Annotated in this window: 17 protein-coding genes; 14 read left to right on the top strand and 3 right to left on the bottom strand. The window is 34.7% G+C overall.

Annotated features, from left to right (window positions below; genetic code table 11):
* Positions 1-225: 225 nt before the first annotated feature.
* Complete coding sequence (gene gelE / locus IGL49_RS07410; RefSeq protein WP_104854069.1) at positions 226-1,758, top strand: gelatinase GelE; 1,533 nt, start codon at positions 226-228, stop codon at positions 1,756-1,758.
* A 48-nt stretch (positions 1,759-1,806) separates the two neighbouring features.
* The gene (gene sprE / locus IGL49_RS07405) at positions 1,807-2,661 is read left to right on the top strand and encodes a serine proteinase SprE (RefSeq protein ID WP_104854068.1); all 855 of its coding nucleotides are present in this window, start codon (positions 1,807-1,809) and stop codon (positions 2,659-2,661) included.
* Positions 2,662-2,808: 147 nt separating this feature from the next.
* Here sprE and IGL49_RS07400 read toward each other — a convergent pair whose 3' ends face one another.
* Positions 2,809-3,639: an MBL fold metallo-hydrolase gene (locus IGL49_RS07400; RefSeq protein ID WP_104854067.1), complete on the bottom strand. Its 831-nt coding sequence runs from the start codon at positions 3,637-3,639 to the stop codon at positions 2,809-2,811.
* Positions 3,640-3,968: 329 nt separating this feature from the next.
* On the opposite strand from IGL49_RS07400, the gene IGL49_RS07395 reads away from it, so the two are divergent.
* From IGL49_RS07395 to IGL49_RS07355, 9 genes are all read left to right on the top strand, one after another.
* Positions 3,969-4,823 (top strand): LysR family transcriptional regulator, encoded by an 855-nt coding sequence (locus IGL49_RS07395; RefSeq protein ID WP_104854066.1) that lies wholly within the window; start codon positions 3,969-3,971, stop codon positions 4,821-4,823.
* A gap of 380 nt (positions 4,824-5,203) precedes the next feature.
* Complete coding sequence (locus IGL49_RS07390; protein WP_258078313.1) at positions 5,204-6,592, top strand: MFS transporter; 1,389 nt, start codon at positions 5,204-5,206, stop codon at positions 6,590-6,592.
* A 41-nt stretch (positions 6,593-6,633) separates the two neighbouring features.
* Positions 6,634-8,694: an LTA synthase family protein gene (locus tag IGL49_RS07385; RefSeq protein WP_104854064.1), complete on the top strand. Its 2,061-nt coding sequence runs from the start codon at positions 6,634-6,636 to the stop codon at positions 8,692-8,694.
* Between the two features lie 280 nt (positions 8,695-8,974).
* Positions 8,975-9,304 carry an LPXTG cell wall anchor domain-containing protein gene (locus IGL49_RS07380; protein ID WP_104854063.1) on the top strand — a complete coding sequence of 110 codons (330 nt, stop codon included), beginning with the start codon at positions 8,975-8,977 and terminating at the stop codon, positions 9,302-9,304.
* Positions 9,301-9,960 (top strand): WxL domain-containing protein, encoded by a 660-nt coding sequence (locus IGL49_RS07375; RefSeq protein WP_104854062.1) that lies wholly within the window; start codon positions 9,301-9,303, stop codon positions 9,958-9,960. The genes IGL49_RS07380 and IGL49_RS07375 overlap by 4 nt, the downstream gene beginning before the upstream one ends.
* 32 nt (positions 9,961-9,992) lie before the next feature.
* On the top strand, positions 9,993-10,706 hold the full coding sequence (locus IGL49_RS07370; RefSeq protein ID WP_104854061.1) for a WxL domain-containing protein: 714 nt from the start codon (positions 9,993-9,995) through the stop codon (positions 10,704-10,706).
* Entirely contained in the window at positions 10,699-11,736 is a 1,038-nt protein-coding gene (locus IGL49_RS07365) for a DUF916 and DUF3324 domain-containing protein (RefSeq protein WP_104854060.1), read from the top strand. Before IGL49_RS07370 ends, IGL49_RS07365 begins: the two co-directional genes overlap by 8 nt.
* A gap of 13 nt (positions 11,737-11,749) precedes the next feature.
* Positions 11,750-13,477, top strand: coding sequence for a hypothetical protein (locus IGL49_RS07360; RefSeq protein ID WP_104854059.1), 1,728 nt, complete (start codon positions 11,750-11,752; stop codon positions 13,475-13,477).
* Positions 13,478-13,567: 90 nt separating this feature from the next.
* The gene (locus IGL49_RS07355; RefSeq protein ID WP_061101350.1) at positions 13,568-14,812 is read left to right on the top strand and encodes a GHKL domain-containing protein; all 1,245 of its coding nucleotides are present in this window, start codon (positions 13,568-13,570) and stop codon (positions 14,810-14,812) included.
* Between the two features lie 33 nt (positions 14,813-14,845).
* On the opposite strand, the gene IGL49_RS07350 is transcribed toward IGL49_RS07355, so the two are convergent.
* Positions 14,846-15,583, bottom strand: a complete 738-nt coding sequence (locus IGL49_RS07350; RefSeq protein WP_002377201.1) for a LytTR family transcriptional regulator DNA-binding domain-containing protein — start codon at positions 15,581-15,583, stop codon at positions 14,846-14,848.
* 124 nt (positions 15,584-15,707) lie between these two features.
* Positions 15,708-16,547 (bottom strand): helix-turn-helix domain-containing protein, encoded by an 840-nt coding sequence (locus IGL49_RS07345; protein WP_104854058.1) that lies wholly within the window; start codon positions 16,545-16,547, stop codon positions 15,708-15,710.
* Positions 16,548-16,749: 202 nt separating this feature from the next.
* Here IGL49_RS07345 and IGL49_RS07340 point away from each other — a divergent pair, with 202 nt between their 5' ends.
* From IGL49_RS07340 to IGL49_RS07330, 3 genes are all read left to right on the top strand, one after another.
* Positions 16,750-17,325, top strand: a complete 576-nt coding sequence (locus tag IGL49_RS07340; RefSeq protein WP_104854057.1) for a WxL domain-containing protein — start codon at positions 16,750-16,752, stop codon at positions 17,323-17,325.
* Positions 17,326-17,414: 89 nt separating this feature from the next.
* Positions 17,415-18,458: a DUF3324 domain-containing protein gene (locus tag IGL49_RS07335; protein WP_104854056.1), complete on the top strand. Its 1,044-nt coding sequence runs from the start codon at positions 17,415-17,417 to the stop codon at positions 18,456-18,458.
* Between the two features lie 2 nt (positions 18,459-18,460).
* Positions 18,461-20,629, top strand: a complete 2,169-nt coding sequence (locus IGL49_RS07330; protein ID WP_104854055.1) for an L-type lectin-domain containing protein — start codon at positions 18,461-18,463, stop codon at positions 20,627-20,629.
* Positions 20,630-20,866 lie beyond the last annotated feature (237 nt).

Genomic DNA, 20,866 nt, shown 5'->3' with positions numbered 1-20,866 from the left:
AACTTTTTTGCTATGGTATTAAGATATGAAGGACAATTCAGGGAAAAATGTCGGCTGATTAAGGAATTTAGATAGTGCCAGTTAGGTAATTGTCTATAATGAAAATAGCAACAAAATATTTACGCAGGGAAAGGGGCGGTCGTTTAACGGGAAAGATTAGGGAGGATAAAGCAATACTTTTGTTGGGAAGAGAAATAAAAGGAAACTGGGGAAGGAGTTAATCGTTTGATGAAGGGGAATAAAATTTTATATATTTTAGGTACAGGCATCTTTGTTGGAAGTTCATGTCTATTTTCTTCACTTTTTGTAGCAGCAGAAGAACAAGTTTATTCAGAAAGTGAAGTTTCAACAGTTTTATCGAAGTTGGAAAAGGAGGCAATTTCTGAGGCAGCTGCTGAACAATATACGGTTGTAGATCGAAAAGAAGATGCGTGGGGTATGAAGCATCTTAAGTTAGAAAAGCAAACGGAAGGCGTTACTGTTGATTCAGATAATGTGATTATTCATTTAGATAAAAATGGTGCAGTAACAAGTGTTACAGGAAATCCAGTTGATCAAGTAGTGAAAATTCAATCGGTTGATGCAATCGGTGAAGAAGGAGTTAAAAAAATTATTGCTTCTGATAATCCGGAAAATAAAGATCTTGTCTTTTTAGCTATTGACAAACGTGTAAATAATGAAGGGCAATTATTTTATAAAGTCAGAGTAACTTCTTCACCAACTGGTGACCCCGTATCATTGGTTTATAAAGTGAATGCTACAGATGGAACAATTATAGAAAAACAAGATTTAACGGAGCATGTTGGTAGTGAAGTAACGTTAAAAAACTCTTTTCAAGTAGCGTTTAATGTACCAGTTGAAAAAAACAACGCGGGAATTGCTTTACACGGGACGGATAACACAGGTGTTTACCATGCAGTAGTTGATGGCAAAAATAATTACACTATCATTCAAGCACCATCACTAGCAGCATTAAATCAGAATGCTGTCGATGCCTATACACATGGAAAATTTGTGAAAACATATTATGAAGACCATTTCCAACGACACAGTATTGATGATCGAGGGATGCCCATCTTGTCAGTTGTTGATGAACAACATCCAGATGCTTATGATAATGCTTTTTGGGATGGAAAAGCAATGCGTTATGGTGAAACAAGTACACTAACAGGAAAAACGTATGCTTCATCTTTAGATGTAGTTGGCCATGAAATGACACATGGTGTGACAGAACATACTGCAGGTTTAGAATATTTAGGACAATCAGGTGCGTTGAATGAATCTTATTCTGATTTAATGGGTTATATTATTTCTGGTGCGTCTAATCCAGAAATTGGCGCAGACACTCAGAGTGTAGATCGAAAAACAGGCATTAGAAATTTACAAACGCCAAGCAAACACGGACAACCAGAAACCATGGCTCAATACGACGATCGAGCACAGTATAAAGGAACGCCTTATTATGATCAAGGCGGTGTTCATTATAATAGTGGAATTATTAACCGGATTGGTTACACTATTATCCAGAACTTAGGCATTGAAAAAGCGCAGACTATTTTCTATAGCTCGTTAGTAAATTATTTAACACCTAAAGCACAATTCAGTGATGCTCGTGATGCGATGCTTGCTGCTGCAAAAGTTCAATATGGCGATGAAGCAGCTTCAGTGGTGTCAGCAGCATTTAACTCTGCTGGAATCGGAGCTAAAGAGGATATTCAGGTAAACCAACCAAGTGAATCTGTTCTTGTCAATGAATGAAAAAACTTCCCCAATTAAATAAAAATGGATAAGGAGTGGCATAATTTTATGAAAAAGTTCTCCATACGAAAAATTAGTTCTGGTTTTTTGTTTCTGATTTTAGTAAGTTTGATAGCCGGTTTTAGCCTGTCTGCAAATGCAGAAGAGTATATCGTTCCTGCCGAAAGTCATTTACGACAAAAAAGATCGTTACTGGACCCTGAAGACAGAAGACAAGAAGTAGCAGATACAACCGAAGCGCCTTTCGCGTCAATCGGAAGAATCATTTCCCCGGCCAGTAAACCAGGCTATATTTCTTTAGGAACAGGCTTTGTGGTTGGAACCAATACAATTGTCACCAATAATCATGTGGCTGAAAGTTTTAAGAATGCCAAAGTATTAAATCCAAGTGCCAAAGATGATGCTTGGTTTTATCCAGGGCGAGATGGCAGTGCGACACCATTTGGTAAATTCAAAGTGATTGATGTAGCTTTTTCCCCGAACGCGGATATTGCGGTAGTAACTGTTGGTAAACAAAATGATCGTCCGGATGCCCCAGAGTTGGGAGAAATTTTAACGCCATTTGTTTTGAAAAAGTTTGAATCTTCAGATACCCATGTAACAATATCAGGCTATCCAGGTGAGAAAAACCACACGCAATGGTCTCATGAAAATGATTTGTTTACATCTAACTTTACAGACTTAGAAAATCCATTACTATTTTATGATATCGATACAACAGGCGGTCAATCTGGTTCACCAATCTATAATGCTCAGTTTGAAGTAGTTGGTGTTCATTCCAATGGTGGCATTAAGCAAACAGGAAACCATGGTCAAAGACTAAATGAAGTGAATTATAACTTTATTGTCAATCGAGTGAATGAAGAAGAAAATAAACGCTTATCCGCTGTGCCAGCAGCGTAAAGAACCATAAAAATACTCGAAATTTCCCGTAATTCTGGAAATTTTGAGTATTTTTGTTTTTTAAGATAGTGTAAGTTACGATAAAAGTGCCTTGTAATTATCGGTTAAAAGCATATAATAGTGCTGAAAAGAAGGTAAATAATCCGATTAAGTTAGTATTTCTAAACCATCATAACTAGTAATGATTTCATGCTTTTGAGATAAAGCCGCCATCTCCGCATAAGACAAGCCGCCATTGTGAGAAAAATGGTTGGCAACGTAAATCGTTTTATCTGTGACGAGTTTCCTTTCTTTTAATTCTGTAATTAATTTTAAATTTTCTTCCCAGTTCATATGGCTATTGCCAGTTTCGTTTATTTGACTAGTACAATCTAAAGAAACAACACTAAGAAGTAAATGGCTCTTTTCAAGATATTCAAACATTTCTGACGTAAAGTAACCTGTATCATGAGTGGATAAAAAGGCATCTTTACCATCATCAATAACGAAAATAAAACAATCTTCGCTGAAATTTCCATGTTGTGCAGGAAGGGGATAAATCGTATAGTTCGCAATAGTAAAACACTTGTAGGGCTGAATAACCTGATATTGTAATCGGGTATCGTCTTGACGACCTTCTAAATCAAAGGCGCGCTGATAAAATGTCTTAACTGCTTTATTCCCGTAAACAGTTAAACAATTGGGAACATCTAATGCATAACCAGACATTCGATAAGCCAAATCCTCGCCGTAAAAATGATCGGAATGCCAATGAGAGATTAGCAAAGAGTCAAAGTCTGCAAAACACAAGCCGTACTGCAACAGATGCAAATAAGAATCTCCTGGAAAATCAATCAGCAGGACATCATCAATAATTAATTGAGTTTGTGTACGAATTTCTCGTCCTTTTTTCTCTCGAGCATACTTACATAATTTACAATTACAAAAAATTCCTGGAATCCGTTCTGCTGCACCCGTACCTAAATAGTTGATTTTCATTGGGAGTACCTAACCTTTCTTTGACATTCTTGATACTTAGTAAATAACGCTGAATCTTAAAGCAAAAGGGGATGGAAGCGGAAACATTTGCTGTATTTATCTTACCTTTTTTAGAGAAGAATTGAAATGGCATTTCTTAAGTTAATTTGCGTAAAATAGAAAAAGTTTTACTGAAGGCACTTCCATATCTATCTAACATTAGTTATAGAAGAATAACAAGATGGACATAGCTTATTAGTACAAAAGTAACTACGCTATTGATAAAGAGTGAGGCGTGTTTTGAACAGGTTGTGTGGGCATATGAATTTGAATAAAAGGGATGACAAAAGATGACCATTGAAAAATTAGAATACTTTTATACTATTGCAAAATATAATAGTATTTCCAAAGCAGCCTCTGAACTCCATGTTAGTAAATCAACCTTAAGCGCATCATTAAGAGATTTGGAAAGTGAATTGGGCCATTTACTTTTTGACCGTAACGGTAATTCTTTGACGTTAAATTCCTATGGTGATAAAATCGTCCAATCTGTCTATATCATTTTAAACGAGGCTAAGAAAATGAAACTTAATCTGCACGAAATGATTGAGAATCCAGTGATGCGTTTAGGTTTTGGAAATACGTCCCTAATGTATAAAGTGACAGAAAATGAGAGTCAACTGAATCGTTTTTGGGAATGTTATCATGGTTCATCGTTTGAGTTATTGAATAAATTGGAGAATCATGAGTTAGATTTTGTGATTACTTCTGCAGACGTGAATAGTCCAGTTTTAAAGAAAGAACAATTAATTGAACTAAAAATGTATCTTTGTGTTTCAAGAGAAATTAAACAAGAAATTGAGGAAGAAGACTTCACTTGTTTGACTAACTATCCATTTCTATTTTTGCCTCATCACTTAGATCACTTAGAAGCTACCAAGAATGTGCTAGAAATGTTGCAATTAACAAGTCCGCTTGTTTGTTGCTACGATACGTTGATGCTTACTCGTCTCATTGAAAAAAGTAAAGGAGTTTATGCGGTGATCTCTCTTCGGAAAGAACAACTGCAGGAAATTGATTCTAAACTCTTCTTTTTACCGATTGAACGAAAACAAAAATTTTATTTATACCGAAATGTTTCCAGTTCGGTTTTTGTCCAACCTAATCAAGTCAAGGCAACTTTACAAAAGTTGCTAGAGACTTAGCCATTAAAATTACTTCGGAATAGTTACCAAAAATAGCTTTATTCGCTTAGATTTACTTCTGATGCGGATAAGGCTATTTTTGGTGTTCATTGTTTAAAAGAGGTGGTAAATCATGGGACTGTTCGATATTTCTGAACGGAATGTTCAATAATTTAATAACTTAAGAATCAATAAATCGTATCTATTACGGTTCAATTTAAGTGGGTTCTGGTGTATAGTTTGGCTATCTAAAGATTTACTTTTTTAGAATAAAATAACTAAATAGCAAGTTATATAAAGAATTGTTGATATGTGAGTACTTGCGATAACCGTGTCGCTAGAAGTTTAGGTGTCATTGTTGTATTTCCTGTTTTATGTAGTTGCTAGAAAGGACTGTTTTTATGATCGATAGAAAAAAAGTTATTTTGTACACTTGTTGCATGAGTTTGTTTATAGTAACCATGGATGTTACGGTTGTCAACGTTGCCTTACCGTCCATTCAGAGTGAATTTCACACGAATTTGTCTACATTACAGTGGGTAACAGATGGGTACACTTTAATGGTGGCATCCTTGTTATTGTTGTCTGGATCTACAGCGGATCGAATTGGTCGTAAACGAGTCCTTCAGTTGGGCTTAGCCTGTTTTGGTTTAGCATCTTTCCTATGTGGGATTTCACAAACGCCTGGACAATTGATTGCGTTTCGCATGTTGCAAGGGATTGGTGGTTCCATGTTAAATCCGGTAGCAATGTCTATTATTACACAGGTATTTACCGAAAAGTTAGAACGAGCTAAAGCAATCGGCTTGTGGGGCTCTGTTACAGGGATTTCCTTAGGAATGGGCCCGATTATTGGCGGACTGATTGTTTCTTATTTTAGCTGGCGGTATGTCTTTTTTGTAAATGTACCGATCATTGCAGCGGCAATCATCCTTACAAAAAAGTTTGTACCTGAGTCAAGAGTAGAGAAAACGGCGAAAAATGATTTTGTTGGCCAAGCATTGATGATTCTTTTTCTATTTAGTTCTATCTATTCCATTATCGGACTACCTAGAAAAGGTTTTTTCTCGCCAGATATTTTAAGTACTGGGATAATCGGCTGCTTAGCTATTGTTATTTTCTTTATTTATGAATATAACATTGACAATCCGTTAATCAACCCGCGCTTCTTTTTATCTATTCCATTTACATCGGCTTCTTTTTTAGCTATTTTTGGTTTTATCATATATAACGGCTATTTATTTTTAAACACGCTATATTTGCAAGAGATGAGAGGCTTCAGCCCGTTGGCAGCTGGCTTATCAACCATTCCTTTGGCTTTTGTTAGTTTTATTGTTGCCCCGAGAGCCGGAGAAATGGTAGGGAAAATAGGAACAAAACGTCCTATTATGCTTTGTGGTATTTCAATGTTGGCTGTTAGCTTTTTACAATTATTTGTGACTAAAACGACGCCTATGATTATTTTGTTTGTTATTTATATCTTTTTAGGTATTGGATTTGGGATGCTAAACGCACCGATTACCATTACAGCGATTGAAGGAATGCCACTTTCTCAGTCAGGAACGGCAGCCGCAATTGCGGTGACATGTAAGCAAATTGGCAATTCTTTAGGGGTCGCGCTACCAAGTCTTTTAATTACAAAGCCTATTACTAGTTCACTTACTCGAACGCCTTTTACAAACGTATGGCTTTTATTTGCATGCTGTGCCATTGCGATTATCTTTTTAAGTTATTTATCCAATTCTGCGCTAGCGAAAAAGTCTTTGCGCAAAGTTAAGTTTTATTTTTAACAAATCAAGATTTTTTTGAAGGGAAAGGAAGACAAACTTAGATGAAAAAAATAAATAACCGATTAGGACTCTTTCTATTTTTTGTTTTACTCTTTTGGGCAAAAACGATTCTGGCGTATTATCTAGATTTCTCATTGGGCGTTAAGGGCAGTCTCCAGCGAGAAATTTTGTGGTTCAATCCAGTTGCTACTACGTTGTTATTATTTGGCTTTAGTTTGTATTTTAAAAAGCATAAAACGTTTATGCTTAGCTTAACTCTTTTAAATGTTTTAAATACATTAATTTTATATTTGAATATTATTTTTTATCGTGAATTCACTGACTTTATTACCATCCAATCTGTTTTTGGTTTTTCAAAAGTTTCAGAAGGGATTTCTGGTGATTTACTTGCCTTAATGAGGGTCCACGATGTCTTTTATTGGCTAGATACTTTAGTGCTGCTTGTTTTGGTATTTTACTCTTTTAAACAGCGACGGAATCATCAAGTCTTTATGACCAAACCTATCAATAGAAGACTGGCGATCTCAATTAGTTGTTTAAGCGTCTTGCTCTTTTCGGTTAACTTATTTTTAAGCGAAACCGATCGTCCTCAATTGCTTCAAAGAATTTTTGATCGTAATTATATTGTAAAATATCTTGGTTTGGATGCATTCACAGCCATCGATGGTGTCAAAACAGCCATGTCAAATGAGGTAAGAGCAGAAGCTAGTTCAAACGAATTACCTGAAATCATGAAATTTACCAAGCAGAATAACTTACCGCTTAATCCGCAGTATGCCGGGATTGCTAAAGGAAAAAATGTATTTGTGATTCACTTAGAAAGTTTTCAACAATTTTTGATTAATATGAAAGTCCAAGGCCAAGAGGTTACACCGTTTTTAAATCAGCTCTATCAAAACAAAGCGACAATCAGTTTTGATAATTTCTTTCATGAAGTCGGGCAAGGAAAAACGAGTGATGCGGAGAACATGTTAGAAACAGGGACATTCGGGCTCCCGCAAGGCTCTCTTTTTACACAATTAGGATCAGACAATACTTTCGAAGCGGCTCCCGCTGTTTTAGGACAAAAAGGCTATACAACCGCTGTTTTCCATGGAAATGTGGGGAGTTTTTGGAATCGAGACCATGTGTATAAAAACTTAGGTTATCAATACTTTTTTGATCGGTCATATTTTTCAAAAGATGACAAAATACTAGGTTACGGTATTTTAGATAAACAATTGTTGCGGGAATCAGCTAGTGAGCTTGAACATTTACAGCAGCCATTCTATGCGAAGTTTTTAACTGTGACCAATCATACCCCTTATTATACGGATGATCAGAACTTTCCGTTTCCTAAATTGAACACAGGCAATTCGATTGTGGATGATTATGTTCGAACAGCGCACTATTTGGACCAATCGCTAGAACAATTTTTCCATTACTTGCAAACAACTAGTTTATACAATCATTCTATTTTTGTTATTTATGGTGACCACTTCGGTATTTCAGATGCGAACAACAAGGACTTATGTAAAGCCTTCAACCGCGATCCAAAGACGTGGACAAACTATGACAATGCGCAATTGCAAAGAGTACCTTTGATGTTTTACATGCCAGGATATACGCAAGGGAAAATCATGCACGAATATGGTGGAGAAATTGACGTTTTACCGACACTGTACCATCTTTTAGGCATCGATGATAAAAATTATATCCATTTTGGCACGGACCTTTTACCCCCTCAATATAAACAAGTGGTTCCTTTTAGAAATGGCGATTTTGTAACGCCTCAATTTTCTTATCTAGGTGGGGAGATCTACAACAATCAAGGGAAAAAATTAGACCAAGTTCCAGCAGATTTACAAGCAGAAGTCACGAAAGCTAACGATTGGGTGAAAAAATCGTTAAGTTTATCTGACAAATTAAATCAGGAAAACCTTTTACGTTTTTATAAACCACAAGGATTCCAAGAAGTGCAACCAAAGGACTACAACTATGATGTGGCTTTTGAAAAAAATAAAGTCTTAGAAGTAGAAAAACAAAAAAATGCACAATCGACTAGCTTGTTTAGTCAAAATGGCAATCAAACGACAGTTCAAAATTATCCGACTACGCCATAGATTATTTAAGAAGGATAACTTTTGTAAGGGAAAGAGAATCATATGTGAAGTGAAGGACAAAAACCTAAAATGATTTTTGTCCTTCACTTTTTCTCTTAGAAAGAGAAAAGATATTAAATTGTATAATATTTTGACACAACTTTAAAAGAAAGCGATTTCAAAATCAAGAAATGTTGTTTTGATTTAAGTATACTATGGATGTTCTGAATTGTAATAATTCTAAATTGATCAAAACTTCAGTTTGGGGGTGCTATTCGATTAATGGTAAGGGGGACAACAAATGAAAAAATTTAGTAGACAATTGCTTATAATGCTAATGATGATTGGATGTATTCAAATATCTACTAGTTTTGGACAGGATGCTTTTGCAATTAGCGAAAAAAGTAACGTTGGCATTACCTTTAAAAGCAATATGCCACAACAAAAAACGAATAATTCAGATGTACAAACACAAAACAGTAAAAAGTATCACGAAATGAAATCTAAAAAAATATTTCCAATGACTAATGAACAAAAAAATCATTTTCTTATACTTAGTGGTTGGTTACTTATTGGCGGATTACTATTATGGATATTTTTCAAAAGAAGAAAGAAGGAAACAGAACAATGAAAAAAATGATTTTAATTACGGCATTATTTAGTTGTGCAACATTAGGTAGTACAGTCGTTCATGCTGAAGATAAAGATGCTACAAGTACAGCAAAAATCGGTATCTCACAAGCAGATCCAGATAATCCTGTTGGACCAATTGATCCTATTGATCCAGATGATAATCCTAATTCCAATGATCCAACAGGAAACACTGGGGTCTTACGTATCGATTACATTTCTAATATTGATTTTGGTACGCAAACAATTTCTGGTTCTACAGAAACGTATGCAGCACAAAAACCTTCTTTACGTACAGAAGCTCAAGTATCCGATTTACGGGGAACTGGTGCAGGTTGGAATTTACAAGTCAATTATGATAGCGAAAATGCCGGATTCAAAACACAAAGTGGGCAAGAATTGAAGGGGGCACAATTAACTTTACCAAACGGCATGCCTAAAACGGTGAATGATAATCAATCTGCAACGCCATCTACAGCAGTTGTAACAGTTAATACAGAAGCTCAAAATATCATGACCTCAGCAGTGAATACAGGGTTAGGAACATGGGCAGATCAAATGACTACAACAGATGTTTCTTTGAAAGTTCCTTCTGGAAATTTAGCTGGGGATTACACAGCGACTCTTGAATGGACGTTAACGGATGCACCCGCTTAAAAAAAGTTACAAACACATAAAGGAGAATGAATATGAAAAAAAGTATCTTATATTCTTTAGCAGCGACAACATTATTGTCTGCAACACTTTTGACTGGAATTTTAGCAAATGCAGCCGAGTCAGGTGATGCAACAACGACTACAGCAAAAGTCACTTTTACTGGAGGAAACGATGATCCAGTTAATCCGGTTGATCCAGACGATCCAGATAATCCTGTCAATCCGGTTGACCCAGATGATCCAGATAATCATGGCACAGATGATAATGGTCCTTTATCTATTGATTATGTCTCTAATATTAGTTTTGGGACCCAAGAAATCTCTAGTGATAGTCAAGTATATAGCGCTTTAAATGCTGAACCACATGTCCAAATTACTGATAAACGTGGTGTTGAAGGAGGTTGGACTTTAACCGCAAGTGCTTCTAAATTCAAAGCAGAGGATCAATCTGAATTAAAAGGGGCCGTCTTATCGTTTGAAAATGGAGTTGCTCGAAAAAAATCAGATAATACCAGTGCACAACCTACTGTAAACGAAGATGTAACTTTCAATAATACTGAAGCACTAAATGTCATGTCAGCAGCTAGTCTGGCAGGAGAAGGAACCTGGCTAGATGTGTTTCCTGGTGAAGAAGGACATAATGCAGATGTTCAACTAGCCGTTCCCTCAGGAAGTGCTCAGGCAAAAGAATATACAGCGACGATTACTTGGACTTTAACTGCTGGTCCAATTGATGCTCATGAATAAAAGCAGACCTTGTTTCTCCCTCATTAAAAGTTGTTTGTTTATCGGAATAAGTTTTATTATTTTAGGAATGAACAATGTAAAAGTGTATGCTGATTCTGAAGAATCAGCATACAGTGTTAGCGCAAATCTTCCATCTTTTCAAAATAATAAAAAGCTTTCTTATTTTGACTTATTGTTAAAACCGAGTCAAAAAGAACAAGTTTCTATTCATATAAAGAACAATAGTCAAGAGAAGGCGACTTACCTTGTCGATGTTAATAATGCTGTAACGAATAGTAATGGTGTCATTGATTATGGACAAAAAAACGTAAAAAAAGATGTATCAGCTGATTATGTGTTAAATCAATTGGTTTCACCAGAGACACAAGAGGTGGCATTACAACCTGGAGAAGCAAAAGATATTCCCTTTCAAATAAAGATGCCAAAACAAGCTTTTACAGGGATAATTCTTGGTGGCATTCATATCACTAAAAAAGATACGCTAAGTAAAAAGGTTAGTGGGACAGCTATAAGAAATAAATATGCCTATGTAATCGGAATGAAATTAGAAACGAATACAAATAAAGTGACGCCAGATTTAAAATTACTAGCTGCACGGCCCGGTTTAGAAAATTCGTATACGACTATTTTTGCAAATGTCCAAAATCCAACACCAACAATTATCAGTAAAGTAAGTTTTGACGCAACAATTACCAAAAAAGGTTCTAAAAAGGTTCTTTATAAATCGAAAAAAGAAAATATGTCCATTGCGCCTAATACGAATTTTAACTTTCCAATTGGCTTAAATAAAGAAAAGATTACACCAGGTAACTATACCGTCACAATTGATGCTAAAGAAGGGACTACCAATAAAACTTGGCATTTGACGACTGATTTCGAAATACAAGCTAAAAAAGCAGAAAAAATAAATAAAAAAGCTGTTCTAGAAAACAAAGGAGTTCCGTATTTGCCGATCATTATCGTGGTAGGTTTATTATTAATAGGGATTATTCTAGTTTTAAGTTATAAATTACTTAAACAAAAGAAGTAGGTGAGCATATTCAATGAACATAATTAATAAAAAATTTTTTGCCACCAATTGTTTAGTTCTAATGTGTGCCATTTTTATTTCTCTGATTTTTTTTTCAGGGAATGTTTTAGCCGCAGACTACCCAGATAATCAAGAAGCAACCATTTTGGGTGGTCATGTGAAAGCTACAATTGCTTATGAAAAAGACCATTCACCGTACTATACCGCTGTTGGGGACACGGTCACAGTCAATACAACTTTGGAAAAACTAGATGATGGTGTCTTACCTGAATCTTTTAATCAATCTTCCATGTTAGTTCTTTTTCCAGATGAAACACAAGGATTGAAATTAGAAGGAGAACCAACGTTTATTTATAAAAGAGGAAGTTTATCTGATACTGGCTCATTCGTTAATACTTCTAAAGAACTTCATCGAGATATATTTTGGGCCTTTAATGCAGAAGCACAAGTGATGTATCATGATACTGTTTCCTATGATGGTCGGATGACAGAACTTCAAGTAACGAATCAATATGATGATGGTCCTTATGATGACACTTATCGAATTTCCAATTTGTTAATAAACAAAGGAGATAAAATTATTCTTTCGTATAAAGCCAAGGTTACAGAGGAAGCGTTAAAAAATAAAGAGTTTTCTCTGCATTCAGGTATTTATGACAGCTCTAAAGGTGATTTTGATTGGGAGGATTTTTTAACTACGAAAATGCCAGCTATTCAAAGTATCAATGTATCTTTTGATGAGGGAAGTAAAAATAAAGTAGTCGACATCACTGATGCAAATTCCTACCATATAACTTTAACCGGTACATGGACTGGAAATATAGCGGATCTAAAACCCACGTTAACTGTTAATGGTCAAACTGTTGCGATACCAACTGGGAGTTTTCAAAAAGAGGGAACATTTTCAATACCCGTTGATTTAACTAATATAGGAATGATTGGCCAAAATAAAACACAGATTGAAATAAAAGATAGTATGGGGCAAATCGCATCCGATAACGGGATACTAACGTTGGTACAAAAAAATACACCTCCTCAACTTCAGTTGGTGGACGCATTATCAAATAAAACTATTCCAATAACGCCGAATCTTTCATCCTTTAAAGTGGAAGGGCAATGGAAAGACGCTGAGAGTCAAACGGGGACTCTTTATTACAAATTAAATGGGGTAGAACATCTACTAGAAAATTCTGTAGCGAATGCAAATAAAGGGACTTGGAATGTTTTTTCACAAGAAATGTCATTAGCCGATTTAAAACTTGGAGCGAATGCTGTTGAAATTTATGTGGTAGATACAGAGGGACTCAAGTCAAATGTTGCAACTTTTACCTTACAATTAATGGAAGGCACTGTACATTTTAAATCTGTTGATTCAGTCCTATCTTTTCAAGATGCTGTTATTAATGGACAAACAGTTCACTCTCTTCCTCAAAAACCAGTCGATATAAAAATTGAAGATACCACGCGTTCACCAGGAAACTGGCAATTAGTAGTCAGCCAAATAAGCACATTTAAAAATGCGCAAAGAGAACTTCCAGCTGTTCTCAGTTATCAAAATAATAGAGATAATTTAGTCATTACGAATAATCAACAAGTTACCTTACCTGTTGTCAAAGAAACTGACACGGAATATGGTCTGATACAAGATGGAAATCATCAATTTGATTTAGCGATTTCATCGAATGCATATATTGGCGATTATCAATCTGAGTTAGAATGGACAATTATTGAAGCCCCCTAGTTAAAAAGAAAGGAAAACATAGATTCTTTGTTTTTCTTTCTTTTTTGGTATGATAATATAGGTTAGCAAGTCAGGAGTGGAAGTAAAATAATGGAATTAATTGTATTTGTGGGTATGGTGTATGTAAATATTTTAATAGGCATCAATCTATTATTTCAGGAGCGAAGTACGTACTTTTTTACTATCTTTTATTTATTATTGGCGGTTTGTAATTTACTTATGATAAAATATACATTCTTTTTTTTATTTCTGCTCTATTTTTCTCAATGTTACTATATCTATATTAAAGTAGAGAACATTTATCTTTCTATCTTACTAAATAATTTTTTAATGAGTTGTGGGGGATTAATTATCTTCTTGTGTATTGATCTTCCACGATATCTAGGGTTCAATCATTTATATATTACTGTTTTTCTAGAAATCGCTATGACAGTAGTTTTATGTCTGTACTTGAAGCATCTTGATAAAAAATATCATATTTTTGACTATTTTACAGATTATACGAAAAAAATGAAAAGCATTACCTTATTGTCTACTTTAATGATGGCAGGACTTTATTTTCTACATGCACAAGTGAACCTATATTCACTAGATTACGTGTTAACTTCAATTATTATGTTAGGATTCAACCTTTTTAGTAGTGTAGCTTTTATAGTGTTCATTATTAACAGAAAACGTAAGGAATTTGTTACTTCTTACTTAAAAGATTTAAAAGAAACACAAGAATATTACAATAAATTAGATGAATTTCGTCATGATTATTTAAATTTTATTGCCGCTTTAGAATATGGAATTAGTCATCAGACACCAGAAGAGGCGCGAGAACTGGTAACTCATTTTAAAGAGTATTCTTTAGAGAGGATAGAAGATGCTAGACATAATCCAATGAAAAAGATTACAGACCCAGTGATTAAAGGTTTACTTTATGACTTTATCGATAAAGCAGAAAAGAATAATAGATCATACTCTATTCAAGTTTTAAATGTGATTTCAACGGTTGCTGTGGACTATATCGACTTGATCCGTCTACTTTCTATTGCTTTAAATAATGCCATTGAGCATTATTCGGCAACAGATAATGCTCAACCGATTGTTATCTGTTTAAACGAAAAAGATCAGGCTTTTCATTTTTTAGTTAGAAATCCTGCGATAATTGACCATGGTGGCAATTTAACGGTACTTTTAAAACGTGGTCATTCCGAGAAAAAAGCAGGAGGACTAGGGCTTTATAATTTTTCAAGAATTGTTAACCTGTATAACAATATTAATTATGATTTGCGCTATGATAAACAAGAGAAACTGTTTGAATTATCTTTAACTATTTCTTTTAAGTAAACAAAAAGCAGGCATATTTTGCCTGCTTTTTGTTTATCCTAGAGCATCAATGTACGTAAGTAATTTCTTTATGCTGGTAGCACTCAATGCCAAACACTCTTCGTTTTTAAAAATAACTTCCAATGTATTTTTATTTATTTCTTTAATATTATACGGATTAATGGAAAAGCTTTTTAAATCGTTAAAGTAATGATAAGGAGCAAGTAATTGTTTTAAATTTTTCATTTTATCTTGAATGATAAAATTTTCTGTTGTACCGAAAAATTCTATAGACGAACGAAATCCTTTAATAGTGGAGAGGTAATTAATTTCATCTGGATGAATCAGATAGACTTTTGAAGAACCTTTAAGTTCAATAAGAGCAGTTGTGTTATTAACTTTTTTTAATCTAGATACCAAGATATTTTCCAAAGCTAAAAATACGTTGCTCATTTCATTTTTAGAGAGATATAAATCAGGTCGAATATGTTGATTGATAATTTCTAAACCTTTAGTTGTATCATTTGATAAAAAGATGATGTAGCAATCAGGATTAATTAGTCGAATCTTTTTTGCAAAATCAATACCAGAATGAAGGGATTGCAAATCAATATCAATTAAGAAGATATCGGAGACTGAAAAATCAAAAGTATCTAGTTTTTTATAAATACTTTCTAATTTATTATTGGGAAATATCTCTACAGGAACAGAACGTAAACTTTCATAGTTGTGGCGTTCTTTTTTAAATCGCTCTTGATGAAAAGGATTGTCTTCAATGTAATAAATTTTCATAAATTTACGCTCTCCTACCCACATATTTCTTACTTAAGTATAACAGAAATAAGTTAGGAAGATAAAGCGCTACGTTTACTTTCTTCCATAAGCTAACATTGTAAAAGTCAAAAAAATGAATATATCAATAGATAGTTTTAATATACTCAAAGTATTGTTGATACTTGCGAGAAAAATTATCCATCTCTAATAAATGAAAAATTTGAAACGCCTCACTCACTTTTTTGGTACCCGCAAGTTGTGCTCCTTTGGCATAGCAAAGCAACCCCTCTAAGAATAAAGCCATTGTTTTTCCGAATAAATCTCGAATTTCTAACGTTTCTCGAAACTGTTTCATATAACTTAGCCCTTCGTTAAGATACTTGTTGTTTACACAGAGAAGGATGGTATTGATGAGTATTTTGCTATAAGGAGAATTGTAGCCATCAGAAGCAGAATAAAGATTTCTTTTTTTGAGCAATCGATTGACAATAATTAACAAAGTTTCGATAGGAATTTCGTCCATAATCGTAATGAACATTGTGACTTCCCTACTTGTCCAATTTTCTAAGTTCATCAAGTTTTGAACAATATTGGTTATATTTTCGGCAACGACATTGCCGCCCAAGCGATAAATAAACAGGTTAATTAATTGAATCGTAATTTCTTCTTCGTGTGGCAGTTTTCCAGTTAAAATCGCTGTTTTATAGTCCTCAAGACCTTTCATATTTCCTGCATGATAAAGTTCGGTAATCTCAAACCAAGTCTGATCTTTTAAAGCTTTCTGATAGCCATTGTGAATATACATAAATTCTTCTAATCGAACATTCAAATTTTTTATGATCTCCATAAATATATCGATGGTAGGGATACTAATGTTTCGTTCAATTCGGCTGTAATAGCTCAGTGTCACAACCCCTTGGCAAACATCTTTTTGAGTTAACCCTTTGTCTTTTCGAATTTTTCTGATTGTTTGACCATACACGTCAGTTTACCTCCTTGGTCTCTGAAAATTTCTTTCTGTTTCCCTATTATACCATCATAGAAAGGTCTTGCTCTTATGAAAATGACTTATAGTACATCTTTTTTTAAAAAGAAAAACATCTTGTGTTATGCTCCAATTCAGACTAATTATCATTTAGATAGTTAAGTTCATTTTTTGAAAATTTTAAAAAGGATGGGATAGGATGAAAAAAAGTATTTTATCGACAATAGCGGTACTGGGATTGTCTTTTGGAGGTGGAGCAATCAATTCGTATGCTGCCGAAGCGAACCCAACAGCTGAATTGACAAGTGAAGCATCTTTGACAATTCAACCAGGAATCTTAAGTTTAGACGCAGTTTCTAACTTTAATTTTGGAGAATTAACGATTCAAGATGTTGCGGAATCTGATCAAACATTGACTGGAACACCAGAGATAACGAAAGTATTTGATTATCGAGGGCCAAACGAATCTGGCTGGATGTTGTCATTAAAACTCTCAGATATTAAAAATGAAAATAACGTAAAATTACAATCTGCGAAATTAAATTTAGCAACCACACGCGCAAAAGGCGATGCGACGGTTACTGCTACGACAACGATTGATGCTGGCACAACTGAGCCGACACTTGTTGCTAGTGCAAGTGGAACAACAGGATTGGCAGCGAATGAATTTGATTTATCAAACACGACGTTAACTTTTCCAAAACAAAATATTAATAGTGGCCGCTACAGAGGAACGGTTACTTGGGTGTTAACAAACGCTTATACTCCTGAATGAAGCAACATGAACAAAAAATTTAGTAATTTGTTTGTTAGTTAAATGGCTCAACAATAAAGTTGAAATTTTGACTGTTAGGAGGAGAGAGCATGGCTGTCAAATGTAACACCACTTTTTTGTTATTTTTTTTCACATTATGCAGCATATTTTTTGGTATAAACAGTAAAGTACTGTCTGCAGAGGCGGAAACGACCACTTTTACTGTGACACCCGAGTATCCTGAAAATCAAGTGTCAGAAGCTACATATTTTGATTTATATCTTCAGGAAAATAAACAAACGTTGACTCTTTTAGTTACAAATACATCTGAACAAACATTGCAAGTAAAAGCGAGTGCTTTAAACAGTTATACGACATCTACGGGCATAATTGCGTATCAAAGCCTTGAAACTGCAGAAATGTATCAAGGGCAGTCATTTACTCAATTTGTTGAACCAAAACAACAAATTATAAGGATGCAGCCTTCTGAAAGTAAAAAAGTTTCGTTTCAATTAGATAGTCAACGACAAAAAATTACTGGTGAGATACTAGGTGCTTTTGCTTTTGAAACAATTACTTCCCCAAACCAAGAAAAAGCAATGCATTCAATGATTCAAGCGAAATATCTAACCCAAATTGGTGTACGGTTACGCAGTGAATTAGGATCACTACCATTACCTAATTTACTTTTTGACAAAACTGAGCCTGTCATTAAAAATGATGCTGTAGCCATCAAAAGTACCTTGATAAACAACCAGCCTACCGCGCTTGGTAAGGTAAACGTTGAGACAACTGTCTATGATAAAACAAATAAAAAAATAATTGGTGCGAAAAAAGCAGACAACTATCAAATTGCTCCTAACTCCTTAATGCCAATTTTAACAGAGTTAAAGGAAGAAACTTTAAAATCTGGAACATATAATGTTCATATCGCAATTCATTCCTCAAAAGGCAACTGGGTGTTCGATGACTCGTTTACTGTTTCTGCTGCTCAAGCGAAAGCAATTAATCAAAAAACAGTCTTTTTTGCGAAACAGAAAGATGAAGCTATTATATTTTCAATTTTAGTTGGCATGCTAATTGTGTTTTTACTAGCCATTCTGGGCTTGCTTTGGAAATATTACCAATTAAAAAATAAAAGGAGGGTGAATTAAGAATGAAGCCCAGCAAATTAAGCGTTTTGTTTTTTTTGCTTTCCTGTTTACCACTTTTCTTTGGTGGTCTATTTTTCTTCCCCAGTGAAGGGTTAGCGGCAATCATTGAACCAGAATTTGAGACATTACCAATCGATCAAACGATGATTTCGACGGTAGGAAAAGCGGGAAGTCCAAGTGGATCTGAAAATCACCGCTATGTTCAGATTAATGATACAACACCGAGTTCTAGTGGGGCAGTTTGGTTTAATAATCCAGTGAGTTTCACAAATGATTTTAAAATTGAGATGGCTTTTTATATTGAAAATGTAGCAAATGATAGTGATGGATTAACGTTTGTTATGCAAAGTAATGGTCCGACAGCAATAGCCGCAGAAACTGGTCCAACGATTGGGGTATGGGCAAACACAGGAGATTCTACACCGCTAAGTAAAGGGGCAATTCCTAACAGTGTGGCGATTGAATTTGACACCTTCTATAACAATAATAGTAATCTTATTGCAAATGATGGCATGATGGATCGTGATACAAGTTCCAAAGGCCATCATATTGCCTGGGCTTATCCGGGGGCAGAAACTTCTTATACAAAAGATGGTATTTTTAAGATTGACAAAGTTCTTCATCACCGAAATGAAAAAGGAGTGGCAGATTTATCTGATAGTAAGTGGCATAAATTTGTCGTGGAATTTAAACGAGAAGCGGGAACATTTACCTATTCTGTTCCTGATTATGCCTTAAATATTACGATTCCTGTGGATACGGAGTTTAAAAATAACTTAGGCTTAAATGAAAATAAACGTGTTTATTTTGGGTTTACTGGAGCAAATGGGGGCTATGCACAAGCAAAAGCTATTTCATTTACAAATGTGGAAGGGCTGGTAGATTTGCAATTACGTATGGGTGTCGTACAATCAGCGGATAACCAATTGCTAGCAGATACTGGGATTCCTCAAAATGAAGTTCATTCGGTCGACAGAAGTCAAGAAATCACGTATATGACAGCGATTGATTATTTACAAACAAGTGATTTACTTCGTCTACAAGCCGGGACGAGGATTCAAATGACACTCCCTGATAACTTTGAAGTGCTAGAGAATAAGGTTTACTTCGGGAGTGCTCAAGAAATAGGTACAGGCGCTCAACCAACGGGGGGACAAGCACTTGCTTTTACAAGAGAAAAAGACAAAATAGTTATTACATTACCGGCACTTGAAAGAGGCACGTTGTATGGTCTTTATTTCAAAGTGAAAAACAAGTTCGTTCAAATAAATAGCCGGCTGGATTTAACTATTCCTGTTTCTAGTACTTTTTCCGGGAATGCTTTTTCTAAACCAGTGACTACCGGTGATCCCGCTGTCCATTATTACAAGCTAACAGGGAAATGGATGCCGACAATTACAACTGGTCATTCTTCTGCAACGGAGGCAGCTCAGTCTCCTCAAATTGTACGACAAAAACGAAAGGCCTATCTGCCTGTTCAAATTGAAGATGAAAATTCCACTTCAACTAAACTGTTTATGAGTCCTATCGTTTCAGAAGAAGAATTAGCTACGACTACCTTTTCTGAAAAAGCACATCTTTCGAGAGAAAATTTAACGGAGAACTTTGAAACAACTATTGAATACGAGACTTCACAGCTTCAACCCGAAAAAATGTATTACGTAGGTATGTATACAGTAGATGCTGAAGGAAATCAATCAGAAACCAAAATTCAAGCCATTGATTTCAAAGGAATTGTAGAATTAGCAACAGTTCCTACAGCTTTTGTTGGCAACACTTTGACAATCAACGAATTAGTTCAAACGAAGCGTGAAGATGGCTATTTTTATATGAAAATAGAAAATTTACAGGAGAACGATTTGCTGACGATTACAAATACAAGCAGTCATTCTTGGGAATTAAGTGGACAACTAGCAACTATCGTTGAACAAATAGAAAACTGGGGACAAGACGTGTCACTTTGTTTTTTTGAAAAGAATACTCAAACATTACTTTTTCAATTAACCAAAGATGAACAGTTAATTCTAAAGCAAGAAGTAGAAGGTAAGAATATAACTAAAAGTTTAAATGATTATGATCTCTATTTTCGTTTTAAAGCTGATCCTTTAAAAGTTATACCGGGACGGTATTCAGGAAATGTTAGATGGCGGTTATCAGAAGTTAAGCCTTAAAAATTAGAATATTTTTAAAGATCATTGAATAAAAAAACTGACTACTTAACTGAGTAGTCAGTTTTTTATTGGTAATACTATTTTAAAAAATATTAAAATAAATAAGGGGATTTCGAATGGTTGTTTTTATCAAAAATAAAAAATAGTAGGAATAGTATTATATAGGTTTTATTGCGTATAATATGTCCGTAAAATAAGAGTATATGATTTTTTTTGTTTCCTCATAAATATTTTTTA

The organism is Enterococcus sp. DIV1337a, from assembly GCF_051712285.1.
GTDB lineage: Bacteria > Bacillota > Bacilli > Lactobacillales > Enterococcaceae > Enterococcus > Enterococcus faecalis.
This window is presented reverse-complemented; position numbering and strand designations above follow the sequence as displayed.